This window comes from Nocardia spongicola (genome assembly GCF_047200775.1).
Classification (GTDB): Bacteria; Actinomycetota; Actinomycetes; order Mycobacteriales; family Mycobacteriaceae; genus Nocardia.
This window is the reverse complement of the sequence record NZ_JBJZOO010000018.1, coordinates 41,571-66,648: the sequence shown is the minus strand read 5'-3', so window position 1 is coordinate 66,648 and position 25,078 is coordinate 41,571. Positions and strand designations below refer to the sequence as shown.

Annotated in this window: 23 protein-coding genes; 8 read left to right on the top strand and 15 right to left on the bottom strand. The window is 65.5% G+C overall.

The genetic code is table 11. The annotated features are described in order from the left end of the window. Positions 1 to 292: 292 nt before the first annotated feature. The 3 genes from tyrS to ACL02S_RS21570 form a co-directional block, all read right to left on the bottom strand. Positions 293 to 1,582, bottom strand: a complete 1,290-nt coding sequence (tyrS, locus tag ACL02S_RS21580) for a tyrosine--tRNA ligase (protein WP_412804292.1) — start codon at positions 1,580 to 1,582, stop codon at positions 293 to 295. Between the two features lie 175 nt (positions 1,583 to 1,757). Beyond that, positions 1,758 to 2,381, bottom strand: coding sequence for a DNA-3-methyladenine glycosylase (locus ACL02S_RS21575; RefSeq protein WP_412804291.1), 624 nt, complete (start codon positions 2,379 to 2,381; stop codon positions 1,758 to 1,760). A gap of 145 nt (positions 2,382 to 2,526) precedes the next feature. Next, a complete protein-coding gene (locus ACL02S_RS21570; protein WP_412804290.1) occupies positions 2,527 to 3,492 on the bottom strand; it encodes an NAD(P)-dependent alcohol dehydrogenase in 966 nt (321 codons plus the stop codon). A gap of 142 nt (positions 3,493 to 3,634) precedes the next feature. Between ACL02S_RS21570 and ACL02S_RS21565 the strand changes: the two genes are divergently transcribed. The 4 genes from ACL02S_RS21565 to ACL02S_RS21550 all read left to right on the top strand — a co-directional run bounded on the left by ACL02S_RS21565 (position 3,635) and on the right by ACL02S_RS21550 (position 6,234). Continuing rightward, on the top strand, positions 3,635 to 3,916 hold the full coding sequence (locus ACL02S_RS21565; RefSeq protein ID WP_412804289.1) for a hypothetical protein: 282 nt from the start codon (positions 3,635 to 3,637) through the stop codon (positions 3,914 to 3,916). An 85-nt stretch (positions 3,917 to 4,001) separates the two neighbouring features. Continuing rightward, on the top strand, positions 4,002 to 4,733 hold the full coding sequence (locus tag ACL02S_RS21560) for an ABC transporter ATP-binding protein (RefSeq protein WP_412804288.1): 732 nt from the start codon (positions 4,002 to 4,004) through the stop codon (positions 4,731 to 4,733). Beyond that, positions 4,730 to 5,524: an ABC transporter permease gene (locus ACL02S_RS21555; protein ID WP_412804287.1), complete on the top strand. Its 795-nt coding sequence runs from the start codon at positions 4,730 to 4,732 to the stop codon at positions 5,522 to 5,524. The genes ACL02S_RS21560 and ACL02S_RS21555 overlap by 4 nt, the downstream gene beginning before the upstream one ends. Further along, complete coding sequence (locus tag ACL02S_RS21550) at positions 5,521 to 6,234, top strand: TetR/AcrR family transcriptional regulator (RefSeq protein ID WP_412804286.1); 714 nt, start codon at positions 5,521 to 5,523, stop codon at positions 6,232 to 6,234. Before ACL02S_RS21555 ends, ACL02S_RS21550 begins: the two co-directional genes overlap by 4 nt. A gap of 38 nt (positions 6,235 to 6,272) precedes the next feature. Here the strand turns inward: ACL02S_RS21550 and ACL02S_RS21545 are convergent, their stop codons facing one another. After that, positions 6,273 to 6,506 carry a Trm112 family protein gene (locus tag ACL02S_RS21545; protein WP_412804285.1) on the bottom strand — a complete coding sequence of 78 codons (234 nt, stop codon included), beginning with the start codon at positions 6,504 to 6,506 and terminating at the stop codon, positions 6,273 to 6,275. Positions 6,507 to 6,628: 122 nt separating this feature from the next. Continuing rightward, entirely contained in the window at positions 6,629 to 9,580 is a 2,952-nt protein-coding gene (locus ACL02S_RS21540; protein ID WP_412804284.1) for an AMP-binding protein, read from the bottom strand. A gap of 214 nt (positions 9,581 to 9,794) precedes the next feature. Between ACL02S_RS21540 and idi the strand changes: the two genes are divergently transcribed. The 3 genes from idi (at position 9,795) to ilvA (ending at position 13,323) form a co-directional block, all read left to right on the top strand. Further along, positions 9,795 to 10,388, top strand: coding sequence for an isopentenyl-diphosphate Delta-isomerase (gene idi / locus ACL02S_RS21535; RefSeq protein ID WP_412804283.1), 594 nt, complete (start codon positions 9,795 to 9,797; stop codon positions 10,386 to 10,388). Between the two features lie 465 nt (positions 10,389 to 10,853). Next, entirely contained in the window at positions 10,854 to 12,032 is a 1,179-nt protein-coding gene (locus tag ACL02S_RS21530) for a serine hydrolase domain-containing protein (RefSeq protein WP_412804282.1), read from the top strand. A gap of 70 nt (positions 12,033 to 12,102) precedes the next feature. Further along, complete coding sequence (ilvA, locus tag ACL02S_RS21525) at positions 12,103 to 13,323, top strand: threonine ammonia-lyase (RefSeq protein WP_412804281.1); 1,221 nt, start codon at positions 12,103 to 12,105, stop codon at positions 13,321 to 13,323. Positions 13,324 to 13,412: 89 nt separating this feature from the next. On the opposite strand, the gene ACL02S_RS21520 is transcribed toward ilvA, so the two are convergent. The 9 genes from ACL02S_RS21520 to argC all read right to left on the bottom strand — a co-directional run bounded on the left by ACL02S_RS21520 (position 13,413) and on the right by argC (position 22,892). Further along, positions 13,413 to 13,736 (bottom strand): DMT family transporter, encoded by a 324-nt coding sequence (locus ACL02S_RS21520; RefSeq protein WP_412804280.1) that lies wholly within the window; start codon positions 13,734 to 13,736, stop codon positions 13,413 to 13,415. A 66-nt stretch (positions 13,737 to 13,802) separates the two neighbouring features. Beyond that, positions 13,803 to 15,224 carry an argininosuccinate lyase gene (argH, locus tag ACL02S_RS21515; protein WP_412804279.1) on the bottom strand — a complete coding sequence of 474 codons (1,422 nt, stop codon included), beginning with the start codon at positions 15,222 to 15,224 and terminating at the stop codon, positions 13,803 to 13,805. Positions 15,225 to 15,464: 240 nt separating this feature from the next. After that, positions 15,465 to 16,667, bottom strand: coding sequence for an argininosuccinate synthase (locus tag ACL02S_RS21510; protein WP_412804278.1), 1,203 nt, complete (start codon positions 16,665 to 16,667; stop codon positions 15,465 to 15,467). A gap of 294 nt (positions 16,668 to 16,961) precedes the next feature. After that, on the bottom strand, positions 16,962 to 17,477 hold the full coding sequence (locus tag ACL02S_RS21505; protein ID WP_412804277.1) for an arginine repressor: 516 nt from the start codon (positions 17,475 to 17,477) through the stop codon (positions 16,962 to 16,964). Between the two features lie 58 nt (positions 17,478 to 17,535). After that, positions 17,536 to 18,486, bottom strand: a complete 951-nt coding sequence (gene argF, locus ACL02S_RS21500; protein ID WP_412804276.1) for an ornithine carbamoyltransferase — start codon at positions 18,484 to 18,486, stop codon at positions 17,536 to 17,538. Then, positions 18,483 to 19,685, bottom strand: a complete 1,203-nt coding sequence (locus ACL02S_RS21495) for an acetylornithine transaminase (protein ID WP_412804275.1) — start codon at positions 19,683 to 19,685, stop codon at positions 18,483 to 18,485. Before ACL02S_RS21495 ends, argF begins: the two co-directional genes overlap by 4 nt. Continuing rightward, positions 19,682 to 20,608 (bottom strand): acetylglutamate kinase, encoded by a 927-nt coding sequence (gene argB, locus ACL02S_RS21490; protein WP_412804274.1) that lies wholly within the window; start codon positions 20,606 to 20,608, stop codon positions 19,682 to 19,684. The genes ACL02S_RS21495 and argB overlap by 4 nt, the downstream gene beginning before the upstream one ends. Beyond that, the gene (argJ, locus tag ACL02S_RS21485; RefSeq protein WP_412804273.1) at positions 20,605 to 21,822 is read right to left on the bottom strand and encodes a bifunctional glutamate N-acetyltransferase/amino-acid acetyltransferase ArgJ; all 1,218 of its coding nucleotides are present in this window, start codon (positions 21,820 to 21,822) and stop codon (positions 20,605 to 20,607) included. Before argJ ends, argB begins: the two co-directional genes overlap by 4 nt. Beyond that, complete coding sequence (gene argC, locus ACL02S_RS21480) at positions 21,819 to 22,892, bottom strand: N-acetyl-gamma-glutamyl-phosphate reductase (protein ID WP_412804272.1); 1,074 nt, start codon at positions 22,890 to 22,892, stop codon at positions 21,819 to 21,821. Before argC ends, argJ begins: the two co-directional genes overlap by 4 nt. Before the next feature lie 99 nt (positions 22,893 to 22,991). On the opposite strand from argC, the gene ACL02S_RS21475 reads away from it, so the two are divergent. Next, positions 22,992 to 23,552, top strand: coding sequence for a TetR/AcrR family transcriptional regulator (locus ACL02S_RS21475; RefSeq protein WP_412804271.1), 561 nt, complete (start codon positions 22,992 to 22,994; stop codon positions 23,550 to 23,552). An 81-nt stretch (positions 23,553 to 23,633) separates the two neighbouring features. On the opposite strand, the gene ACL02S_RS21470 is transcribed toward ACL02S_RS21475, so the two are convergent. Continuing rightward, on the bottom strand, positions 23,634 to 24,869 hold the full coding sequence (locus ACL02S_RS21470) for a type III PLP-dependent enzyme domain-containing protein (protein WP_503129070.1): 1,236 nt from the start codon (positions 24,867 to 24,869) through the stop codon (positions 23,634 to 23,636). Between the last annotated feature and the right edge of the window lie 209 nt (positions 24,870 to 25,078).

Genomic DNA, 25,078 nt, shown 5'->3' with positions numbered 1-25,078 from the left:
TCCATTCTAGCTAGACTGGCCATCGGAGTCAAACTCTGGATGCTAACCCAGTCCTTGCTATCCGCCAGGCGCTCCTCGTCCTACCTCGTTTCCCGGTCCTCCACTCGGCGTCTCCGCCTCGCTTCTCGGCTCCGGGTCGGTGTCCGTGTCGCTCTGACATGGAATAAGTTACGCGGCGGAAAACACTACGTCAAATCGCCTGGACAACGGCGCGTTTCCGCAGGTCACGAGCACGCTATCGGGGTAATCGGGGGCTTGAATCACATGAATGTGACTCAAGCCACCGATCTGATCATGCGTCTGCCCGCAACACCCCGGCGAGGTTCTTCTTGCCGCGCCGCAACACGAGCCAGCGTCCGTGCAGGTAATCGGTGTCCGTGGGGGTCCATTCGATATCGGAGATCTTGGCGTTGTTCACCGAAGCTCCCCCTTCGTTCACTGCGCGCCGGGCGGCGCCACGGCTCTCGCACAGGCCGGTCGCGACGAGCAGATCCACGATCGTGTTCGGCTCGCCTGCCCTGGCCTGTGCGACCTGACCGTCGATCGCAGTCTCGCGCAGCGCGGCGCCGAGCGTGGCCTCGTCCAGGTCACGCAGTTCACCGCGGCCGAACAATGCCTGGCTGGCCAGCTGAACCGCACGAGTGTGGTCCGCGCCGTGTACCAGGGTTGTCATCTCGGCGGCCAGCCTGCGCTGCGCCTCCCGCAAATGCGGGCGCTCGGTGGTCACCTGCTCCAGCTCATCGAGTTCTTCGCGGGACAAGAAGGTGAACCAGCGCAGGTAACGCACCACATCAGCGTCTGCCGTATTCACGAAGTACTGGTACCAGGCGTACGGACTGGTCATCTCCGGATCGAGCCACAGACTGCCGCCGCCGGTGGACTTGCCGAACTTCTTCCCATCGGCCGAGGTCACCAGCGGAACCGTCAACGCATGCACGGATGCGCCGTCGACGCGGCGGTTGAGTTCAACGCCCGCGATGATGTTGCCCCACTGGTCGGAGCCGCCGACCTGCAATGTGCAGCCGTAGTTGCGGCGTAGCTGCAGGTAGTCATTGGCTTGCAGGAGCATATAACTGAATTCGGTGTAGGAAATTCCTTCGCCGTCGAGACGTCGCTTAACAGTGTCCCTGGCCAACATGACGTTCACCGAGAAGTGTTTGCCGATATCGCGCAGGAAATCGACCGCGGTCAATGATCCGGTCCAGTCCATGTTGTCGGCGATGACGGCTCCGGTCGGCGAATCGTCCAGATCCACGAAGCGCTCCAGTTGGGAGCGGATTCGCTCGGCCCAGCCCGCCACGGTGTCGGTCGAGTTCATAGTCCGCTCGCCCACATCACGCGGATCACCGATCAACCCGGTGGCGCCGCCTGCCAGCACGATCGGACGGTGGCCCGCGCGCTGGAAACGTTTCAAGGCGAGCAATGGCACCAGGTGGCCTGCGTGCAGGCTGGCCGCGGTTGGGTCGAAGCCGGCATAGAGGGTCAGCGGCCCAGCGACCGCCGCCGCGCGCAAGGTATCCAAGTCGGTGGACTGCGCGATCAGGCCGCGCCAGGTCAGTTCATCGATGATATCGCCGCTCACAGTGCCTCATCTTTCCGTATGCGACCCACGGCTCCGGGTGCGCCTCGGTGTCATGGAGCGGCTACGGCAGCTCATACGCCGACACGCCGCGCTCCGAAACCCGAGGTGACATCACTCCGGTAGCCAATGCCCATGCAGAGCGACCTACCGACACACCGATACGAGGCCCCGGTGGTCAAGCTCGTTTCATAGCGGACCGAGGCGCACGTGGGCTGCGCCGGTACGCCGATATCGCTCGTGAATCGGAGAGCCAGAACCGCCACGGCACATCCGCCGCACTGCTGACACCTACCCGTGGACCGCTGGCGATCACAGCGGCCTCGACCGGATCACTCAGCTCCAGCCGAATCGGGGAAAACGGATCGAACAGCGCGGTGCCGTAGTCATGCAATGTAATGCCGAGCGCACTGCCGAGATTGCCAGGACCACGGGCCAAGTCCAGGTCGGACCGAGCAGCCGGACGGCGAGCGCGCGCCACCTCCACTCCCTCGATCACCACACCGGAGCGGATCAATACAGCACTGGCGGTGCCGTCCGGCCCGCTCGTGACATTCACACACGTGTGCATCCCGTAGCTGAGATACACATACAGCATTCCCGCTGGGCCGAACATCACGGCGTTACGCTCGGTCCGCCCACGTCCCGAATGCGAAGCCGGGTCGGGCCATGGGCCCGCCGGATCCCCTCCATACGCTTCGACCTCGACAATCCGTACCCCGACCGGCCCCGACCACAAGGCTGCCCCGAGCAGGCGCCTGGCGGCCATGGATGGTTCGACAGCGAGTTTCTCGGCGGTCATACCGGTCATTGTCCTGGTCGTTCCGGCGTCTTGGTCGATCCGACGACATGAGGCTGACACTACTGATGCAGGCACAAACCCAAAGCCAAGGTCTCGAAGCGCGGGATCACGGCAGCAGGCACTGTTCAGTGATCCACAAGCCGTTTCAGTGGGCGATAGTGACGGTGACGTTGCCGACTTTGTGTCCTAGTCCGACATACCGGTGGGCATCGACGATTCGATCCATCGGATAGTTGCGGTCGACGACAATACGGAGGCGGTCGGACTCGATGAGATCCTTCAGGAAAAGCAATGCTTCCCTCTTGTGCACGGACATCCCTGCCTTGACTGTCCTGCCCCCACGTAGCGCGGTCGCTGCGGCGAGCAACCAGTTCGTGAGACCGGTCGTCGGGAGGTAGCAGCCGTGTGATGTCAGCGCTCGCCTGCATCGGTTGAAGGAGCACGCGGTAACAGTGTCGAAGATGACGTCATAAGTGTTGTGGTGATCGGTGAAATCTTCCTTCTGATAGTCGATTACCCAGTCGGCACCTAGTTCTCTCACCAAGTCGGCGTTGCGAGCACTGCACACTGCGGTCACCTCGGCGCCGAAATATTCGGCCAGCTGCACCGCGTAGGTTCCGATGCTGCCGGAGGCACCGTTGACCAGAACATGCTGTCCGCGACGTACTCGTGCCAGATCGCGCAGGAAGTAGAGCGCGGTAGAGGCACCGTCGACAGCGGCAGCCGCTTGTTCGAAATCGACGCCGGTTGGCTTGTGCTGGACAGACGCGGTTTCCGGCAGGCAGATGTACTGGGCACAAGCCCCGACACCGAAGCCGGTGAACCCGAATACCTCGTCGCCCGGCGCGAATCGACGCACATTCGCACCGACCGCCGCTACCGTACCGGCCAGTTCCAGCCCGAGCCGCCGCCACTTCCGCCGCGGCCGGGTGAAGCCGATTATCAACCGCCCCCACCATGGCCGCCCCTGCCGCATAAGCGTTTCCGCCGAGGTCACCGTGGTCGCACGCACTTCGACAAGGACTTCGTCGGCTCGGGGAACAGGTCGGTCGACCTGGTGAATGCCGAGTACCTCCGGCGGACCGTACCTCGTGTATCGAACTGCTTTCACCGCTGACACTCCTACCGTTCGGTCGGATGTCCGTGCCGAGGCTCCGATTCGTGCGCGCGGCCGAACTCCGCCTCGAAGAGGCGCACCGCAATCGATTTCACGGTCACCCGCTGTACCGCGGAAACCACGATAGTACGTGACGATGACGCGTATACCGCACGAATTCCACGTCAACGATATGCAGTTCTGGTGCTCGCGTTCGACAAGGGGCCGCCACGCTGATCGACCCGAGGGCATCGTCTTCTCACCACCGCACGCCCTGGTGCGCTCGGCAACGCGGTTCAACGGTCCAACCGATCCATACCCGTCCTGCCCGCAGCACTACCAGCTGCCGCGGTATGAGGACCTGGGCACGACGGGCCGGTTCGTGGTCGCGCACCCTGGCGAGACGTCGGCGGTACTGCCACCACACCACGACCGCTGATCCGGACCGCGCTCTTGTCAAGCCACCCCCATATCCACTAAATTCATCACACAGTGAATTCAACACTCGATGAATTGAGGCGATCATGCCGCAATATCCTTCATCCCCCGCCGTCGAAGTCCGGAACCTCCGGGTCCGCCGTGGTGGCCGGGAAGTGCTCCACGATGTTTCGCTGACCATCCCGCGCGGGTCGATCACCGGGCTGCTCGGCCCATCCGGCTGCGGCAAGACCACACTGATGCGCAGTATCGTCGGCACTCAGATCATCGAATCGGGTGAGATCTACGCGCTCGACCTCCCCGCCGGCTCGGCGGCGCTGCGGCACCGGATCGGCTATGTCACCCAGGCGCCGAGCATCTACTCCGATATCAGCGTCCGCGAGAACGTCATGTACTTCGCCGCGCTCTACGGCCGTACTCGCACCGATGTCGATGACGCGATCACGGCCGTCGGCCTACAAGCGCAGGCTCGGCAACGTGGCGATGAACTCTCCGGCGGACAACAGACCCGCGCCTCGCTCGCGTGCGCCTTGGTCGCCCGACCCGAACTACTGGTGCTGGACGAACCGACAGTCGGCCTCGACCCAGTGCTGCGGGTCGAACTCTGGAAACAGTTCCACGAACTGGCCGCGCGCGGAACGACGCTGCTGGTGTCCAGTCACGTTATGGACGAGGCCGAGCACTGCGACCGGCTGCTGCTGATCCGTGAAGGCCACCTGCTCGCCCAGCTCAGCCCGGAACAGCTGCGCACGCAGACCGGGGAACAGAACCTGGAGACCGCTTTCCTCACCCTGATCACGATGGGATCGAACGCATGACCACCACGCTGGAGGCCACACCGCAACAGACATCGCCGCTGCGGCCCTATTTCGCGACTACCGGACGCATTCTGCGCCAGCTACGCAACGACCACCGCACCGTCGCCATGATTCTGTTGGTGCCCGCTCTATTGATGGTGTTGCTGTACTTCATCTACGTGAACACCCCGACCGACCCGACCGAACCGCTCTCGCTGTTCGACCGAGTCGGCATCAGCATGCTCGGCATCCTGCCGTTCATCGTGATGTTCCTGATCACCGCGATCGCCATGCAACGAGAACGCGCGTCGGGCACATTGGAGCGGCTGCTGTCGACACCGCTGTCGAAACTCGATCTGCTGGCCGGGTACGGAACCGCCTTCTCCCTGGCGGCAGGAGCCCAGGCAACCGTCGCCTGCCTTGTCGCCTTCGGCCTGCTCGGGCTCGACGCGGCGGGCAACCCCGGTTGGGTCGTACTGATCGCGGTGCTCGACGCGATATGCGGAGTGGCATTGGGCCTGCTGGCAAGCGCATTCGCGCGCACGGAATTCCAGGCCGTACAGTTCATGCCGGTCGTGGTCGCACCGCAGATCTTCCTGTGCGGTTTACTCGTTCCCCGCGGCCAATTGCCCGGTTGGCTGGAGGTGATCAGCAACGTGATGCCGTTGAGCTACGCGGTCGACGCGCTGCAACAGGTATCGACGAATCCGGATGCCAGCGGCCAGATGTGGCGTGATCTGGGCATTGTCGCCGGATTCTCGATCGTCGCCTTATGCCTCGGCGCGGCCACGCTACGTCGGCGGACGGCATGACGGCAAGCGACGGCTCCCGTGATACCGCGCGTGCCCCCCGCACCGGCCGCAGACCTGGACAGTCGGGCGCCCGCGAGGCCATCCTCGCGGCCGCCCGCGCACGTTTCGCCGAGGCCGGCTTCGATAAGACCTCGGTGCGCGCGATCGCCGCCGAAGCCGGTGTCGATCCGGCGCTGGTGCACCACTATTTCGGCACCAAACAACAACTGTTCGCCGCGGTAGTGGATTTTCCGGTGGATCCGGAGTCGATATTGCGGACCATCGAGTCGGTGCCACTGGACCGGTTGGGCGAGAATATCGTTCGCGCAGTAGTCACGATGTGGGATTCCCCCGCTGGCGCCGGCATCGTCGCGGTGGCGCGCAGCATCCTTTCCGGCGACGACCCTGCCTTGGCCAGGAAATTCCTGTTGGAAGTGGTGCTGGAGCGCGTTCGCAGACGGATCGCCACCCCGGATGACGACGGTGACATCCGGATCGCCCTGGTCGCCTCGCAGATGATGGGCGTCATGGTGGCGCGCAAGATCGTCGGCGTCGAACCGCTGGCCGCCATGCCGGTACCCGACCTGGCCGGTATGGTCGGGCCCACGCTGCAACGGTATCTGACCGGCGATATCGGATCGGGCGGCAGCGGACCAGAACCGGAGTTCTCGCACCCGGATCATCAGGACTCGGATCACCGGGCTATGGCGACCCGAGCAGGCCACGACTGACCAGCGCACACCTGCGACAGCGGTGGAATGCGCGCGGGTCAGGCGCCTGCCTGTGCGGCGGTAAAGGTCTCGTGTTCGGCGTCGGTGACATCCCTGGCCTCATCGACGAGCAACACCGGGATGCCGTTCTCGATGGGGTATGCCCGGCGCAGACGTGGGTTGTAGAGCTGCGCGCTGCCATCGGCCGCGCGGACCAGCCACAACGGCCCCTTGTCCTGCGGGCAGGCCAACAGGCGCAACAGGGTGGCATCCAAGGTGGTGTGCTCAGGCATACCAGGAACCTACCTTCCTGACCAGCCGCACCGAGAACCGTCCAGGACGCGCACCGCCGAACCACATATCCCCGCGTCCCCCGCAGCTCGATACCGCCCGATAGCTCCGGCGCCGCGCGCCCTCAGCCACCGAACAGCACCGGTGCCTGGTCCTCGGTGAGGATCTCGTAGACGTCCGAGGCCCGGTTGTACCACCAGGTGCCCGGCCCCGGCTCCGGCCGCCCTTCTGCCTGTACCGCGCCCGCGGAAGGACGGTAGGACGGACTGCGCGGGATATCGTCAACCAGGTACACCACGTCCGGCCGCTGGTCCGGCTCCAATGCGCGCAACGCTTCGGTGACCTCATGCGGTTCGAGCCGCAAACCCTTGCGCACGCTCACCGCCGCTACCGCGAGACAATGGTCGCCTGCCCCGAGCCCATAGACGACCTCCAGGTCGACCGCGGTGATGTCGTTGAGCACATCGGCGATCGGCTGACCGAAAACCGGGCCACGACGGGTGCGTATCACCGTGTCTGTCCGGTCGATCAACCAGTAGTCCCCTTCGCTGTCGCGGCGGAACAGGTTTTCCGTCGGCATCCACGAATCGCCTGCGGCGAATACTCCACGCAAGCCACCCGCGGAAAGGTCGGCATCCTCGGCGGCCTTGCCGATCAGCAAGCCGACCTCGTTATCCACACAACGTCGAGCGAAACCGGCTTCATCGACCCGAATCTGTTCGGTGAGCGGATCGTAGGCGACCAGTTCCACCTTCGCGGTGCCGGGAACCGGCCTGCCCTTACATCCTCGCTTGCTCCCGGTGACGTTGGCCAGCACCACATCACCTTCGATCGAGGCGTAGAACTCCAGCACCCGGGCAGGCTCGAACTGCTCGACGGTGCGACGCCATAGACCGGCAGGCATCCCGGAGCCGATGAACAACCGGATCGGGTGGCGATGCCCTGCCGGGAAGACCTCGGCGTCGAGGATATCGCGCAGCATAGTCCAGGTGTAGGTCACCACAGTGACGCCGAAGCGATGGACTTCTTCGGCGAAGCGCACCGGATCGAGTGAACGCGCCAACGCTATCCGGCTACCACCCGCGACCGCCCCACCGAGACTGACCAGCAGTCCAGACGAATGATGCAGCGGCGCAAGGCAATACACTGTATCTCTGCGGTTGAGATCGGCTGTGGTCGCGGTGCCGAATGCCGACAGCGCCCAGCGATAGTTGGTGATGTACTTCGCCTCCAGCCGCTCGCCGGTGCCCGTGACGAGAACGAAAGCCAGCTCCCTTGCCAATCCGGGGTCCGGCCGGTACCAGGCGGGCAACTGCACCTGAACCGGATCGATCTGTTCGAGATCGATAATCCGGTCGTCAACAGGAATGTCCAGTTCACGCTCGGCACCGCCACCGAGCACCAGAACTCTGGTACCCATCGCGGCGGCCTGGCGCAAATTCTCCGGGTCGGTGATCAAGACTTCGGAACCGGTCAGCTCGATCGCTCGGTCCAATTCACTGCCGGGGGCGAGCAACACCGCGACAGCGCCGATCCGGGAGAGCGCCGCGACGGCCGCCAGCGCACTCGGCCGGGTTTCCATCACCACACCCACCCGCATCGCGGGACGCACACCGACCGAGACGAGGCCGCGCACCACATTGTCGATGCGGGTACCGACCGCCGCATTGGTGTGCACCCGATCATCGAACAGGAACAGATCCCGCAACGGCGCGCGACGAGCCTGCTCGGCGAGCAGCCTGCCGAGCGAGATCCTGGTGTGCGGCTGGATCATGCCGAGACGGGCCAGCCTCGGCAGCGCCCGAGCCGCCTCACCGGCCAGTTCGATCGAGCCGCGCACCGTGTTGTTCGCGATGCCCTCCAGCGCCTTCCCCACTCCGGTACCCGTCTCGGCCAGGCTCGCAGCGGTGTGGATCATCCTGGTAGCCGCCGAACGCGGACGATTGCTCGCCACATGCTCTGTCATCGGCGTGATCTCAGGGGGTAGCGGCTTACCGCTGCCCATCCATTCGATCCATTCCCGCACCAGCGGCCAGGTGTGATTGGTGGCCATGCTTCCGGCCACCAAGCCGAAATGCCCTGCGACCAGGGTCGCCTCGTAGACTTCCGCATTCGGGGCGGCGCGCAGGATACCGCGCACCGCCGCGGGCTGGCCGATATCGTCGACTTCGCCGACGAATGCCAGGATCGGGCATTTCAGCTCGGCCAGCGAGATCGGCTGATCACGGATCACGAAACCGCCGAGCATCAACCGATTGTGTGCGACGAACTGCTTGAGCAGATCCGCCGCGGCCGGGCCCGCGTAACCGACCCACCCCTCACTGTTGAGGAACCGGCGTTGCCGCTCTTTCGGCAGCAGGGCCTCGCGGTCGTGCAACTGACGCAGGAAATCGATTCTGGACTTCGCCGTCTTCACCGGATCGAGCAACTGGAAACCGATCCGCACCATGAAATCGGTGATCGGCAACCGGGTGACCACATGGTCGGCCAGGAAATCCGCGACGTCGGAGACCATGCCATAGGGCAGCCCGAAGGGGATACCCGCGACGATGTCGACCGGGCTGCCGAAGGTCACGATGCTGTTCACGCCCTTGCCGTACCGGTACGCGGTGGCCTGATAGGCGAACATACCGCCCTGGGAATAGCCCATCAGGTGCACACCGCCACCAGTGGCCTCGGTAACGGTATCGATAGCACTGCTGATGGCGAGCACGTGATCGGCGAGATCGCGCTGCCAACCACCCTCCTCACTCGCGGGAGAACCGAAATCGACTACCCAGCAATCAATTCCGCTGCGGTTCAGCACACCGACGGCACCGCCTTCGGCATTCACGTCCCAGATATCGGCGTTCACCATGAGCGGAGGCACCAACAGAGCCACCGGACGGCCAGGAGTGGTGTCCTCCGGGAAGTAATGTCGCAACCGGTACATGCGTCTGCGCTCGACGACGTCGAAGGGCGACGACGCGACATCGTGGCTCAACCCACCGAAACGGATGACTTCCAGACCGTTCTGCGCGGTAGCCAGCAACCGCTGCATCGAGCCGGCTACATCCTTCGCACTCAACTTCACCATCGCTCCTAGCCCCTACCCTAGAACGTGACACGCCGCACACGCCGAGATGTTCAGACGAGCATTCCATACCTCATGTCCATTATGTGCCCGCTGTGACATGTCACATGTCGGATGATCGTGTCCGGCCCTCGCACGCGGCCGAGACGACACGGCCGGGCCGCGTATCGGGTCCGATGCCCGACCCGAGCCCGAGTGCCGTCGATACAGTGAGCGGGTGACCGACAACCCCAGCCCGCCGAGCATCGACAACAAGCCGAGCACCGACCGCGAGGCGCTGCCCGTCGAACTCGTCGACGATTCCGGACGAGCGATCGGCGCGTGTTCGGTCGCCGAGGCTCATCGCGCCCCCGGGCTGCTGCACCGCGCGTTCTCCGTATTGCTCTTCGATGCCACGGGCCGGGTGCTCTTACAACAGCGCGCACCGGGAAAGACCAGATTTCCCGCCCTCTGGGCCAACACCTGCTGCGGCCACCCCGCTCCCGGTGAACCGGTCGCTACCGCGGCGGCACGGCGACTGACGCAGGAGATGGGACTGCGCACCACGCTCACCGAAGCGGGGATCTACCGCTATCACGCCGCGGACCCGAGCACCGGCCGCGTCGAGTCCGAATGGGATCACGTGCTGATCGGCCGGTCGGTAAGCGACTCCCCTCGACCGGACCCGGCCGAGGTCCTCGATTACACCTGGGTACGACCGGAGGCACTACACGCCGCCCTGACCACGAACCAGGACGCTTATACACCGTGGCTGACCGGCGTGCTCGAACTCGCAGAGCAGGCGTACCGCTCGAGCACCTCGGCACCCTGACCCCCTCCTGGCCGTTCTGGAACTGCACTCGTTCGACTATGCCCTTGCGGCTTTCGGATCAGAAAAATGCTTAGATGCGAATATCTACTTATCGACATGAATATTACGCGGTGACAGGGAGATTCATCGGCCTCTCCGCGCAGTAATCCAGGGTTCATCGCGCTGGCCGTATATGAGCTGACCGTAGTGGTCACCCCTTGGAGAAGATCAAAAGCTACAGCAACAGCTGATCCTGCCCGACCGATCACAGCCACATCAGCGCTCGTCACTCACGAAAGGTGGCGGCGCTCGATGCTGTGGAACCAGTGTGTCGAAACACCACAGTCAGGGGAACCGTGTCGCGGCCCGCCCCCACATGCGACAGTCAGGAAATGCCTTCCCGCACGGTGCAGGCCCCCGCACCGCGAATCCGCTGTGCGCACTGGGGCATACCATGCTGGATAGATCAGTACGACAGGAGCTTCCATGACCTCTTCGACCTCTTCGACAGCACAGCTCGTCGATCGCCGCTTCGCGCGTCTGGTTGTCGAGTTCGACCGGCTTTTCCGGCGACCGTCCGATGGTGGCGGGGCGCTGGCGGTCTACCTGCACGGGGAGCCGGTAGTGGACGTCTGGGCCGGGTTCGCGCATCCTCGCGTGCCGTGGGCGCACGATACCGTCGCGATGGCGTATTCCACGAGCAAGGGCATCGCCAGCACACTCGTGCACAGATTGGCCGAACAAGGCCTGATCGACTACGACGAGCCGGTCGCGACCTATTGGCCCGAGTTCGCGGCCGCGGGTAAAGACCGCATCACCGTGCGCGCGATGCTCACCCACCGGGCCGGGCTGCACCGGCTGCGCGGGCTGCTGCCAGGACCGATCGAGCAATTCTTCGATGACGCGGCGGTGACCGCGGCCCTCGCCGCGGCCCCACCCGATGCACGGCATGAGGTGACCAGCGGTTATCACGGCATCACCTACGGGCATCTGGCCGCCGAGCTGGTGCGCCGGGTCAGCGGAACGGACTTCGAGGAGGTACTGCGCACAGAGATCGCCCAGCCACTCGCCGCCGAAGAACTCTGGTTCCGGGTCCCGATCACCGAGCGCGCGCGCATCGCTACCAACTTCCCTCGCCTGACCGTGGCGGGCATGAGCTGGGAACGCAGCTCCCGATTGCTCACCCGAACCCGATTCGCGGCCGCCGCCGAGACCACACCGGCGGGCTTCGCCGATCTGATCGCCGATCCTCGTCTGCACGATTCGGTGATGCCCGGCCTCAACGGGGTCTTCTCCGCCCGCGCGCTGGCCCGCGTGTACGGTGCCCTCGCCAATGGCGGGCAACTCGGCGGATACCAGTTGCTGCGCCAGGACACCATCGAGCAGATGACGCGGCGACAGGTTTTCACCCCCGACTACGTGCTGGCCTTCCGCGTGCCGTGGGCCATGGGCTATCACGGGGTGCCGATGAAGCCATCCAAACAGGATCCGATCTCGGCCTTCGGCCATTTCGGGCTCGGTGGCTCCGGAGGTTTCGCCGACCCCGCGACCGGAATGTCGCTCGGCTTCGTCACCAATCGCCTCGGCGGCAAGCTCACTCCACTCGGTGACGCTCGCCTCACGCGGCTGAGTATGGTCGCCCACCGGCTCGCCCGAGCTGCCTGACCGCAGGCGTACGCCGGGTCCGCACTGTCGCACACCGGATCAACGCTGTCGGAAATGGCAGCATGACGGTATGGAATCGGTAGAGATGGACCGGATCGAGGCAGCGATGCGGCTGCTGGCTCCGGTGGTCCGGCGCACCCCGCTGGTGGCATCGCGCGTGTTGTCCGAGCGTGCGAACACCGAGGTATGGCTGAAGTGTGAGAACTTACAGCGAACCGGATCATTCAAACCGCGTGGCGCCTATACCCGGATCGCGAACCTGCCGCAGGAATCACGGGCGTACGGCGTTGTCGCGGCGAGCGCGGGCAATCACGCACAAGGAGTCGCATGGGCGGCGACCGAACTCGGCATCGAATCGACGGTGTTCATGCCGGTCGGGGCATCACTACCGAAACTGGTCGCGACCAAGGCATACGGCGCCCAGGTGCATCAGGTCGGCGAGACCGTCGACGAGGCACTCGACGCCGCGTTGGATTTCGCCGACCGGACCGGGGCGACCTTGATCCACCCGTTCGACCACCCCGATATCGTGGCCGGGCAGGCGAGTGTGGCACTGGAGTTGCTGGAGCAACTGCCCGGCCTCGGCACGGTCCTTGTCCCCACCGGCGGTGGTGGGCTGCTGGCTGGTATCGCGGTCGCCCTGCGACATCTGGCACCGGAGGTACGTGTGATCGGGGTCCAAGCCGCGGAAGCGGCCGCATGGCCGGAGTCGCTGGCAGCCGGGCGGCCGATCCGGGTCGGCCGGATGTCGACGATGGCCGATGGCATCGCGGTCGGCCTACCGGGCACAGTTCCGTTCACCGAGGTAGCTCAGCACGTTTCGGCCATTGTGACGGTCGATGAGGAAGCCCTGTCGCAGGCGCTGCTGCTGTGTCTGGAACGCGCGAAGCTGATCGTGGAGCCCGCGGGCGCCGCGGCAGTCGCCGCGCTGATGAGTGCCACACCGGAGGAACTCGGGCTGCGCGGCCCTGTCTGCGCGATCCTGTCCGGCGGCAATATCGACCCATTGCTCCTGACCCGCCTGATCGGGCACGGTCTGAGCGCGGCAGGCCGCTATCTCGCGGTGCGCGTGACCATCTCCGATCGCCCCGGCGCACTGGGTGCACTGCTGGCCGTCATCGGCAAAACCGCCGCCAGTGTCGTCGACGTGGTGCATTCACGCACCGGTACCTGGCTGGCGATCGATGAGGTCGAAGTGGGGCTGACCCTGGAAACGAAGGGCTCTGCCCACCGTGACGAGGTGCTCACCGCACTCGGCAGCGCGGGATATCCGGTTCGTGTGACGGATTGACCCGGCAGCGCCGATCAGCTGGATTCCCGGCGTACGACAGTACGGCTGAGCCGACCTCATAGGGACTCCGCCAGTCGTACCAGAGGAAATCACTGCGCACCGCCGAGTTCCAGAGCCAGCACACCGAGGATCACCAACGCGATACCGCCGACCTGCACCAGGCTCAGTCGTTCATCCAGGAACAGCACACCGATCAGCGCGATCACCGCGACACCGGCCGCCGACCAGATACCGTAGGCCACCCCGATCGGCATACCGCGCCGCAGTGCTTGCGCCAAGAAGAAGAACGCCACACAGTAACCGACGACAACGACGATCGAGGGGGTCAGCTTCGTGAACCCATCGGAGAGCTTCAGCGATACGGTCGCGGTGACCTCGGCCACGATAGCCAGTGCGAGCAACAGCAAAGTCATTGCCGCAGCGTAATCAGCCTCGGGTACCGCACACGGGCGGCTCGGGGCCGTGGCGGATGCGTCCGTTCAGCCGAGCCGAATACGCGCCGCGGTCACCGCCGCGCGTACCTCCTGCAACTGTGCCTCGACCTGCACTCCCGCTGTTCCGCCCTTGGCATTACGGGAGGCGATGGATCCCTGTACGGTGAGCACCTCACGCACTTGTCCGGTCAGCGCCGGATCGATGGCGGCGAACTCCTCGTCGGTGAGTTCATCGAGGCCGACGCCACGAGATTCGGCTGCCCGCACACATGCGCCCGCCGCCTCGTGCGCGACACGGAACGGCACCCCTTGGCGGACAAGCCATTCGGCGATATCGGTAGCCAGCGTGAAACCGGCAGGTGCGAGTTCGGCCATCCGATCGGTATGAAAGGTCAGGGTGCCGACCAGTCCCGCGATAGCGGGAAGCAGCAACTCCAGTTGCGCGACCGAATCGAACAGGGGTTCCTTGTCTTCCTGGAGGTCACGGTTGTAGGCCAGTGGTTGCGCCTTGAGGGTGGCCAGCAAACCGGTGAGATTACCGATCAGCCTGCCCGCCTTACCACGGGTGAGTTCGGAGACATCCGGATTCTTCTTCTGCGGCATGATCGAAGAGCCGGTCGACCAGGCGTCGGCGAGAGTGATGTAGCCGAATTCCGGTGTGCTCCACAGAATGATCTCTTCGGCCATCCGGCTCAGATCGACACCGATCATGGCGAGTACGAACGCCGCCTCCGCGGCGAAATCCCGCGCGGAGGTGGCATCGATCGAGTTGGCTGCGGCCGCCGCGAAATCAAGGTCCGCGGCGATCGCCTCCGGATCGAGGCCGAGCGAGGAACCGGCCAGCGCGCCGGAACCATAGGGCGACACCGCCGCTCTGCGGTCGAAGTCACGCAACCGGTCGAGATCGCGCAGCAGCGGGTGCGCGTGCGCGAGCAGGTGGTGGGCCAACAGCACCGGCTGGGCGGCCTGCAGATGGGTCTTACCCGGCATCACCGCGTCCGGATGCGCGGCGGCTTGGTCGACCAGCGCGTCCAACACCGCGATCAGGCCCGCCGCTATCCGGCGTACGCCATCGCGCAACCACATCCGGAACAGGGTCGCCACCTGGTCGTTGCGTGAGCGTCCCGCCCGCAGCCTGCCGCCGAGCTCGGTACCGACCCGTTCGATCAGTCCCCGTTCCAGCGCACCGTGCACATCCTCGTCCGAATCGGCGGGGCCGAACGCGCCGGAAGCCACATCCGCCGCGAGCTGATCCAACCCGGCCAGCATGCCGGACAGATCGGTATCCGACAGCAGTCCGGCCTTGTGCAGCACCCGCGCGTGTGCCTTCGACGCGCGGATATCGTAGGGGGCGAGCGCCCAGTCGAAGTGCGTCGATTTACTCAGCGCGGCCATGGCCTCGGCCGGACCGGAAGCGAATCGCCCGCCCCAGAGTGCGCCCTGATTAGTGCTGCCACTCTGCGTCATATGCTGTTCCGCCTCTCCGGGATTCAGGCCGTACCAGTTGTGTGCCGTGGGGTTTGCGTTCAGGTCTTACGTTCTGGGGTGCTCGGGTTCTGGGAGTACCCGGTGAGTTACCCATGTTCTTTCGAGACCAGTTGTCGCGGTTCTTGCGAGATCGGTCGTCGCACTTGTTCTTGCGTCGGTGTGGTAGTCACCGAACATAGAGACGCGCCGGTACGTTTCTGGGCACCGGCGCGTCTGGAATTACTTCTGGTTCAGGTCGCGGCGGGCGGCGACCTTGGACGACAGGCCGTGGATCTGCACGAAGCCCTTGGCCAGGGACTGGTCGAAGGTGTCGCCCTCGTCGTAGGTGGCTAGGTTGAAGTCGTAGAGCGATTGTTCCGAACGGCGACCGTTGACCACGACGGAGCCGCCGTGCAGGACCATCCGGATATCACCGGAGACATGCTGCTGGGTATCGCCGATGAAGGCGTCGAGGGCCCGCTTGAGCGGCGAGAACCACAGACCGTCATAAGCCAGCTCACCCCAGCGCTGCTCGACCTGCCGCTTGTAGCGGCCCAGCTCACGCTCGATGGTGACGTGTTCCAGAGCCTGATGCGCGGTGATCAGCGCAATCGCGCCTGGCGCCTCGTAGATCTCCCGGCTCTTGATGCCGACCAGCCGATCCTCGACCATATCCAGCCTGCCCACACCTTGCCGACCGGCGCGGTGGTTCAGCTCGACGATCGCCTCCAGCACACTGACCTGGCGGCCGTCGATGGCCACCGGCACGCCCTTGTCGAACGTGACGATGAGTTCATCGGGAGCCTCGAAGTTGACCGTCGGATCGGCGGTGTAGTCGTACACGTCCTTGGTCGGGGCATTCCACAGATCCTCGAGGAACCCGGTCTCCACCGCGCGGCCCCATACGTTCTGATCGATGGAGAACGGCGACTTCTTGGTGACATTGATCGGCAGCGCGTTCTCTTCGGCGAAGGCGATGGCCTTCTCCCTGGTCCAGGCGTAGTCCCGCACCGGGGCGATCACGGTCAAGTCGGGTGCGAGCGCGCCGATACCGACCTCGAAGCGGACCTGGTCGTTGCCCTTACCGGTGCAGCCGTGCGCGACAGTGCCCGCACCGTGGAACTTGGCGGCCTCGACCAGGTGCTTGACGATCAGCGGGCGGCTGATCGCGGATACCAGCGGGTACTGCCCCATGTACATCGCATTGGCCTGGATGGTCGGCAGGCAGTACTCGTTGGCGAACTCGTCACGGGCATCGACAACGACCGCCTCGACCGCACCACAGTCCAGCGCGCGCTGGCGCACCACGTTCATATCCTCGCCACCCTGGCCGAGGTCGATGGCCACGGCCACCACCTCGGCGCCGGTCTCCTTACCGATCCAGCTGATCGCGACGGAGGTATCCAGCCCACCGGAGTAGGCGAGTACGACGCGCTCGGACATGTTCGTGTGCTCCTCGATTTCGGTGCTCGTCTGCGTAATTGTTGTCGCTGCTCACACGCGCGGTCGCGCGTAAGTGTGGCCCGGACCGGCTTCCCGCCACCGCGGCCCGCACCGTCCTGCAAATGATTATGCATGATGATGCAAGCCCATTCACAATCGGGTGCCATCCCCCAGCTGGGACAACGGCCATGCCTACACCCTGGCACAGCCACTACCCCGGTATCCCGGCAGCCGGATGTCCTGAAAGTTCCAGCGCCCACAGCCAGTCCGGTACGGGGCCGCGGGCGCTGGAACTCAGGCGAGTTGTTCGATCTTCGCGGCCAGTTCGGCGCCGGTCAGAGGCTCGCGCGCGATAACGGCGATTGTGTCATCGCCGGCGATGGTGCCGACGATATAGGGCAGCGCAGCACGATCGAGCGCGCTGGCCAGATAATGGGCGGCGCCGGGCGGAGTGCGCAGCACCGCGATATTGCCGCTGGCGTCGGTGGACACCAGCAGATCACCGAGCAGCTTGGACAGCCTGCCGGTGCCGCCGGTAACGCCGCGGACCGGACTGCCGTCCTCTGGCACCACATAGACACCCGCACCGCCGTCAGCGGCACGTAGTTTGACCGCGCCCAGTTCATCCAGGTCTCGGGACAACGTCGCCTGGGTGGTCTCGATGCCCTCGGCCGCGAGCAGCGCCGCCAGCTCGGTCTGGCTGCGCACCGCATGCGCGGACAGCAATTCGACAATGCGTGACTGCCTGCCCGCACGGGTGCGCGCGATCACCGGACCACCCTTGCTCGATTCCGACTGCGAGACGCTCACCACGCCATCCCATTCGGCTCGGCACCACGCATACCCGCCGTACCGGAGTCCTGCGTGGTCACGCCGTACTCCCGTAGCGGCGTTCCAGCAGCCAGACGAGCAGCGCCTTCTGTGCGTGCAGCCGGTTCTCGGCCTCGTCCCAGACCATACTGTGCGGCCCGTCGAGCACCTCGTCGGTGATCTCCTCCCCGCGATGTGCGGGCAGACAGTGCAGGACAACGGCCTCCGGCCGGGCACGGGTGAGCAGAGCGTCGTTGAGCTGGAACGGCCGGAACGGCCCGACCCGGTCCAGGCCGTCGTTCTCCTGGCCCATGGAAGTCCAGGTATCGGTGACCAGCGCGTCGGCGCCCTCGGCCGCGGCAATCGGATCATCGGTCACGGTGATGGTGGCGCCGGTCTCCGCGGCCCGCTTGCGCGCGGCCTCCACAATCCAGGGCAGCGGCTCGAATCCAGCGGGTGCGGCGATGGTCACATTCAACCCCGCGGTGACACCGCCGAGCAGCAGGGAATGCGCCATATTGTTGGCACCGTCGCCGAAGTAGGCCAGTTCACGCCCGGTCAGATCGCCGTAGCGTTCGACCAGGGTCTGCAGATCCGCGAGTACCTGACACGGGTGGAACTCGTTGGACAGCGCATTGACCAGGGGAACCGTAGCGGTCTCTGCCATCTCGTCGAGCCGGGACTGCTCGAAGGTCCGCCATACGATCGCATCGACATAGCGTGAGAGCACCCGGCCGGTATCGCCGAGCGTCTCTTCCCGCCCCAGCTGGGTGTCGCGACCGTCCACGACTACCGCATGCCCGCCGAGCTGGGCGATACCCATCTCGAAGGAGAATCTGGTGCGGGTGGAGTTCTTCTCGAAGATCACGCCGACACCGCGTGGCCCGGCCAGCGGTCGCCGCGACAGCGGCGCCTGTTTGAGTTCGGCAGCGAGGGCGAGGATCTCGGCCTGCTCGGCCGGACTGATGTCGTCATCACGCAGGAAGTGCCGTACCTGCTCAGAAATCATTGCGCCAGATCACCTTTCGCATCCTCGATAGCGCCGTCCAGGATCTTGGGCAGATCGGCGACGAAATTGTCCACCTGGGTCTCGGTGAGCACCAGCGGCGGCGCGAGCCGGATCACCTCGGGTTTGGCCGGGTTCACCAGATACCCCTCGGCCCGCGCCCGTGCCTCGACCTGCGCAGACAGCGCGTCGGTGAGCACGATGCCGAGTAAGAGCCCCGCACCGCGCACCCGCTCGATCAAGGGATGCCGCAGGAGCTCGATACCATCACTGAGCCGTTTGCCGATCGACTCCACATGTGCGAGCAGATCGGTGTCGTCGATCGTGCGCAGCACCGCGAGCGCGGCCGCCGCGCATACCGGGTTGCCGCCGAAGGTGGTGCCGTGCAGGCCGGGTGTGAGCAGATCCGCCGCCATGCCATTGGCTAGCACCGCGCCGATGGGCAGACCACCGCCGAGCCCCTTGGCCAGAGTGATCACGTCCGGCACGATGCCCGCGGCTTGATGCGCGTAGAACGTACCGGTACGACCGATACCGGTCTGCACTTCGTCGAGCACCAACAGCGCGCCGTTGCGCGCGGTGATCTCACGCGCCGCGGCCAGGTAGTCCAATGGCGGCACCACCACGCCGCTCTCCCCCATGATCGGCTCGAGGAACACCGCTGCGGTGTCCGCGCCGACTACGGCGTCCAGTGCCGCGGCATCCCCGTAGGGCACATGGACGACACCGGGCGGCATCGGCTCGAACGGAGTCCGTTTGGCCGGCTGTCCGGTGAGAGCGAGCGCCCCCATAGTGCGGCCGTGGAATGCCTCCTCGCACGCGACAATGCTGCGGCGCCCGGTCAACCGCGCGATCTTGAACGCCGCCTCGACGGCCTCGGTACCGGAGTTGCAGAAGAACGCCCGGCCCTCGCCGTCTCCGAAGTGCGCGAGTAACCGCTCGGCCAGCTCGATCACCGGTTCGGTCGCGTACAGATTCGAGACGTGCCCCAAGGTCCCCAATTGCTGGGTGACTGCTTCCAGAATCGCGGGGTGCGCGTGCCCGAGGCTGTTGACCGCGATACCGCCGAGGAAATCGACGTAGCGTTTGCCCTCCGCGTCATAGACGACGGCGCCTGCGCCGCGCACCAGCGCGATACCCGGCGTGCCGTAGTTGTTCATCAGCGCGGCAGACCACCGCTGCTGGAGTTCGGCTGTGCTCATTGTTTCGTTCCGTCCGGTGCGGGTGCGTCCTGCGGGGCAGATGTCACCATCGTTCCGATTCCTTCTCCGGTGAACAGTTCCAGCAACACCGCGTGCGGGATCCGGCCATCGATCACATGTGCGGTCGGCACTCCCGCTCGCACGGCACGCAAGCAGGCTTCCATCTTGGGCACCATGCCCGCATCCAGGCGTGGAAGCAACTCCGCCAGCGCGGCGGCGTCGATGCGCGTGGTCAGCGACGAGCGGTCCGGCCAGTTCGTGTAGAGGCCCTCGACATCGGTGAGTACCACCAGCTTCTCGGCGCTGATACCGGCGGCGAGCGCCGCGGCGGCGGTATCGGCGTTGATGTTGTGCACCACACCGTCGGCGTCCGGCGCGATGGTCGAGACCACCGGGATACGCCCCGCGCCGATCAAGTCGAGTACCGCGTCCGGGTTCACCTTGCTGACGTCGCCGACCAAACCGATATCGGTCAGCTCACCGTCCACCTGGACGCCCCGGCGGGTCGCGGTGAACAGCCCGGCATCCTCGCCGGAGATGCCGACCGCGTACGGACCGTGCGCGTTGATCAGGCCGACCAGTTCCCGGCCGACCTGACCGAACAACACCATCCGTACGACATCCATCACCTCGGGAGTGGTCACCCGGAAACCGCCGCGAAACTCTCCTTGCAGACCGAGCCGTTGCAGCATGGCGGTGATCTGCGGGCCACCGCCATGCACAACCACCGGATGCACGCCGACCGTGCGCAGGAAAGCCATATCGGCGGCGAAGGCCCGCTTGAGCTCATCGTCGATCATCGCGTTGCCGCCGTACTTCACCACGACGATCTTGTCCCGGAACTTCTGCAACCAGGGCAACGCGTCGGCCAGTACGTGCGCCTTGTCCAGCGCGGAGAGCGTATGTAACACCTGACTACTCATGAGCTGTACGCCGAGTTCTCTTCGACGTAACCGTGCGAGAGGTCCGTGGTGCGGATGGTCGCGCGCGCGGAGCCGATATTCAGGTCGATCAGCACTTCGATATCGCCGCCGGACAGATCCACCTCTCGGGCGCCGGGCACCCCGACCCCGTCGACGCATACCGGACTGCCGTTGAACGACACCGAAATCCGGTCCGCCTCCAGTGTGACCGGAGCCATGCCGACCGCAGCGAGCACCCGGCCCCAGTTCGGGTCGGAGCCGAACAGCGCCGTTTTGACCAAGCTGTCCCTGGCGACGGTACGCGCCGCGGTGACCGCCTCGTCTTCGCTGACCGCGCCTGCGACGGTGATGAGCACCCGCTTGGTAACGCCCTCGGCATCAGCGGTCAGCTGGGCGGCCAGATCGTCACACACCGCGAACACGGCGGCGTCGAGCTCCTCCTGGCCGGGTGTGATCCCGCTGGCACCGTTGGCCAGCAGCAACACCGTGTCGTTGGTGGAACAGGAACCGTCGACATCGAGCCGGTCGAAGGTACACGCGGTGGCGGCGCGCAGGGCCTGATCGAGCTGGTCGGCGGTGACCACGGCGTCGGTGGTGAGCACAACCAGCATGGTCGCCAGCGACGGGGCCAGCATGCCCGCCCCCTTGGCCATACCGCCGACATTCCACTTGTCGCGGTGGTGGAACGCCGCTTCTTTGGGCACGGTGTCGGTGGTCATGATGGCGCAGGCGGCTTCGGTACCGCCGGAGAGGCCACCTGCCATCTCGTGCACGATCTCGGTGATCGCGGGAAGCAACGTGTCCATCGGGAGCCGGTCGCCGATCAGTCCGGTCGAGCAGACCGCGATTTCCCCCGCACCGGTCTCGGTGCCCCAATTGCTCAGCGCGGCGGCGAGTTCCTCGGCGGTCTTGTGCGTGTCCTGGAAGCCGCCAGGACCGGTGCAGGCATTGGCGCCGCCGGAGTTCAGGATCACCGCGCGCAGCCGCTTACCGGTGAGCACCTGCTGCGACCACAGCACCGGGGCCGCCTTCACCTTATTGCGAGTGAACACACCCGTGGCCGGGTATTCAGGGCCCTCGTTGAACACCAGCGCGAGGTCCGGTTTGCCATTGGCCTTGATACCCGCGGCAATACCCGCAGCACGGAAACCGAGCGGCGCGGTCACACCTTGGGTCCGGACCAGCTTGCCGCTCGCGGTATCGGTTGTCGTCACGGTGCCACTCCTACAGTGGAAAGTCCTGCGGTCTCGTCGAATTCGAGGGCCAGGTTCATCGATTGCACTGCGGCCCCCGCGGTGCCCTTGGTCAAATTATCGATCGCGCCGATCACGACGAGCGTGCCCGCGTCGGCGTCTACCGCGACCTGCAGAGTGACCGCGTTGGAGCCGAGCACCGAACCGGTCTGCGGCAGCACACCTTCAGGCAGCAGATGCACGAAAGGCTCATCGGCATAAGCTTTTTCGTATACCGCGCGGGCCTGTGCGGCATCCACCTCCGTCGGTGCGGTGCAGGTGGCGAGAATGCCGCGCGGCATCGGCGCGAGCACCGGGGTGAACGACACCGCGACATCGACGCCACCGGCCGCGGACAGGTTCTGCGCGATTTCCGGAGTGTGCCGGTGCGCGCCCGCGATGCCGTAGGCCCGCGCCGAACCCATCACCTCCGACCCGAGCAGCGCCACATCCAGCTTGCGCCCCGCTCCCGAGGCACCGCTGACCGCGACCACATGGACGGCGGGCCGCACGATACCCGCGGCGACCGCGGGAGCCAGAGCGAGACTGGCCACCGTCGGATAACAGCCGGGGACCGCGATCCGGGTAGCGCCGCGCAGCTTCTCCCGGCCGCCGGGTAGCTCAGGCAGGCCGTAGGGCCAGCTGCCCGCATGTGGGCTGCCGTAGTATTTCTCCCATACCGCCGGGTCGGTGAGCCGGAAATCGGCGCCACAGTCGATGATCACCGTGGATTCGGGCAGCTGCGTGGCGAGAGCCGCCGACTGGCCGTGCGGCAAACCGAGGAAGACCACATCGTGTCCGGCCAATTCGGCAGCCGTTGTCGGCGCCAGCACCCGGTCGGCCAGCGGCAACAGATGCGGCTGCAACTCCCCGAGCTTGGTTCCGGCGTTGGTTCCCGCGGTCAGCGCCCCGATGACGAGGCGCCCGGTTCGGTAGGCCGGATGCCCCAGCAGCAGACGCAATACTTCGCCACCTGCGTACCCGCTGGCACCGGCCACCGCGACCCGCACGACAGGCCCGGACGAGTGGGACACATCCGAGGAATCAACCATGTGATGATTATGCATGACTATGCAAGCTCATTCACATCTGGGTGGCATGCATTAAGCGGCTACCGTGACGATAATCACTACCACTGTAGTATTGGTGGGGTGTCTCCCAAGCGCGAACTCGTCTTGGACGCGGCGATCGACCTATTGGGCTCCAGCGGCATCCGCGCACTCACCCACCGCGCGGTCGATGCCGCCGCGGGTATGCCCGTCGGATCTGCCTCCAATTACTTCCGCACTCGCGAGGCATTGCTGATCGGTATCGCCGAAAGACTGTCCGCCCGCGACTACGCCGACTGGGAAGTATTCAACCGACAACCCGCACCACGCACAATCGATGAGCTCATCGAGGGAATAGCCGCCTTTGTCGTGTACGCGGCACGCATCGACCGAATACGGACGCTGGCGCGCTATGTCCTGTTCTTGGAAGCACAGACCACACCCGCGCTGCAGGAGAGCGTCCAGCAGGGGCACCTGCTGTTGACCGAGTTGGTCGGCACCCTACTGGTGAGCGCCGGTGGCGATCAGGGGGCGGCTCAGATCCTGGTCGATCAGTTCGACGGCATCATCCTGCACCAAGTGATGAACCCGACGACAGGTTTCGATCCGCGCCCCGCGCTGGACCGGTTGGTTCGCGCGCTGATCAACGGTACGGCCCACTGACAGCGATAGCACCGCGAGCATTACCACGCACTCGGCCACGACCGGACGCCCCGGTTTCCGGTTCGCGGCCCTCGATGCGCATCAGAAAAAGGTATGCAGGGCATCGACTACCCGCGGGGATCCGGCATCGGCATCATCGATCACCGGGATGAGTCGCCACTTGTCGAAGGCGGTACACGGATGGGACAGGCCGAGACGCACGACCGCGCCGATCGGCAATTCCGGTGCGGCGCCGACCGGCAGCCGCAGGAAGGCATGCTGATCGTTGAGCGCCGAAACCGTCGCACCGGTGAGCGACGCACGGCCTGCTCCGGCGATGCGCTGTGGGATCGGAAGACCTGAGTCGAAAGGCAGGTCACGCCTGCCCGCGTCCAGCAGGGCAAGGCCGGGCTCCGGACGGGAGAGCGTACGGGCCCAGCCGTGCATCGCCGAACGCAACGAGTTCGCCCGGTGCGGCCGGGCCAAGGGCGACACGCTCGCGTAGAAACCGTCGTCATGGATGACGTACGCCCCCGAGCGCAAGACGACGGTGGTCGCGACTCCGTATACGCCGTGCTCGTCGGCGAGCGGAGCGAGAGCGTCGAGCACCGAGTCCGGATAGGCGCTGCCGCCCGCGGTGACGATCGCCGCGCCGGGGTAGCTGCCCGCCTCGGCGAGTTCCCGATGTAGACGGGCGAGTTCGCCGAGATAGTCACGCACCGCGCGGAGGCCGTCTTCGGTGCGATCGTGCGCCAGCGCACCCTCGTAACCACCTACGCCGGCCAGCGTCAACCGGGACGAACTCTCGATCGCCCGTGCCACGGCGTGCGCCTGTTCTACCGTGCGTGCACCGGTACGACCATGCGGTCCACCGAGTTCTACCAGCACACGGAGGCGCCCGGCTGTCGGCGCGGCGCGCAGGTGTGCGTCCATCAGCGTGACCGTCTCGACGCTATCCGCCAAGCAGAGGAACTCGAAGTCCGGATCGCGCGCCGTTTCCGCCGCCACCCAGCGCAAACCGACCGGATCGACCAGTGCGTTGGCCAGCAGCACCCTGGCGACGCCGAAGGCACGCGCCACCTGTGTCTGCCAAATGGTGGCCAAGGTGATCCCCCATGCGCCCGCGGCAAGCTGATCGGCCCATAGCCGAGGGGCCATCGTGGTCTTACCGTGCGGCGCCAGCCGTACGCCCGCCGCGCGCACCCACTCGGCCATAACCGCGATATTCGTCGCGACAGCCGCGCGATCGATGGTCAGTACCGGCGTCTGCAACTGTTCGAGTACCGGTCCGGTGGCGAGGAATTCTCGCACGGTACGCCCCCAGGAATCCGGCGGCATCCCTTTGTGCTGCGGACCGAGCACTCGGTCCCCGAGTGCCGCCACGGTTGCTTCGTCGATCGACACGGCATTCCCTGCGTACGGTGCGCTTTCGCGCGGTGTTCTTCCAGCACGGTGTGCACTGAGCACGGTGTCCGGCGTCTGCACCTCGGACACCGAGGGCGGAGTCTATCCGATGGCGGCGCACGGTACGGCGCTCGGAGTACCGG

What these genes read in the sequence shown, in the direction of transcription:
- argC (WP_412804272.1), bottom strand. Translation starts at nt 22,892, where the DNA reads ATGGTTGATTCCTCGGATGTGTCCCACTCGTCCGGGCCTGTCGTGCGG.
- ACL02S_RS21470 (WP_503129070.1), bottom strand. Translation starts at nt 24,869, where the DNA reads ATGCCGCCGGATTCCTGGGGGCGTACCGTGCGAGAATTCCTCGCCACC.
- argB (WP_412804274.1), bottom strand. Translation starts at nt 20,608, where the DNA reads ATGAGTAGTCAGGTGTTACATACGCTCTCCGCGCTGGACAAGGCGCAC.
- ACL02S_RS21565 (WP_412804289.1), top strand. Translation starts at nt 3,635, where the DNA reads ATGACGCGTATACCGCACGAATTCCACGTCAACGATATGCAGTTCTGG.
- ACL02S_RS21520 (WP_412804280.1), bottom strand. Translation starts at nt 13,736, where the DNA reads ATGACTTTGCTGTTGCTCGCACTGGCTATCGTGGCCGAGGTCACCGCG.
- ACL02S_RS21540 (WP_412804284.1), bottom strand. Translation starts at nt 9,580, where the DNA reads ATGGTGAAGTTGAGTGCGAAGGATGTAGCCGGCTCGATGCAGCGGTTG.
- ACL02S_RS21560 (WP_412804288.1), top strand. Translation starts at nt 4,002, where the DNA reads ATGCCGCAATATCCTTCATCCCCCGCCGTCGAAGTCCGGAACCTCCGG.
- ACL02S_RS21545 (WP_412804285.1), bottom strand. Translation starts at nt 6,506, where the DNA reads ATGCCTGAGCACACCACCTTGGATGCCACCCTGTTGCGCCTGTTGGCC.
- ACL02S_RS21510 (WP_412804278.1), bottom strand. Translation starts at nt 16,667, where the DNA reads ATGTCCGAGCGCGTCGTACTCGCCTACTCCGGTGGGCTGGATACCTCC.
- argF (WP_412804276.1), bottom strand. Translation starts at nt 18,486, where the DNA reads ATGATTTCTGAGCAGGTACGGCACTTCCTGCGTGATGACGACATCAGT.
- ACL02S_RS21550 (WP_412804286.1), top strand. Translation starts at nt 5,521, where the DNA reads ATGACGGCAAGCGACGGCTCCCGTGATACCGCGCGTGCCCCCCGCACC.
- ACL02S_RS21575 (WP_412804291.1), bottom strand. Translation starts at nt 2,381, where the DNA reads ATGACCGCCGAGAAACTCGCTGTCGAACCATCCATGGCCGCCAGGCGC.
- ACL02S_RS21555 (WP_412804287.1), top strand. Translation starts at nt 4,730, where the DNA reads ATGACCACCACGCTGGAGGCCACACCGCAACAGACATCGCCGCTGCGG.
- argH (WP_412804279.1), bottom strand. Translation starts at nt 15,224, where the DNA reads ATGACGCAGAGTGGCAGCACTAATCAGGGCGCACTCTGGGGCGGGCGA.
- ACL02S_RS21530 (WP_412804282.1), top strand. Translation starts at nt 10,854, where the DNA reads ATGACCTCTTCGACCTCTTCGACAGCACAGCTCGTCGATCGCCGCTTC.
- ACL02S_RS21495 (WP_412804275.1), bottom strand. Translation starts at nt 19,685, where the DNA reads ATGAGCACAGCCGAACTCCAGCAGCGGTGGTCTGCCGCGCTGATGAAC.
- ilvA (WP_412804281.1), top strand. Translation starts at nt 12,103, where the DNA reads ATGGAATCGGTAGAGATGGACCGGATCGAGGCAGCGATGCGGCTGCTG.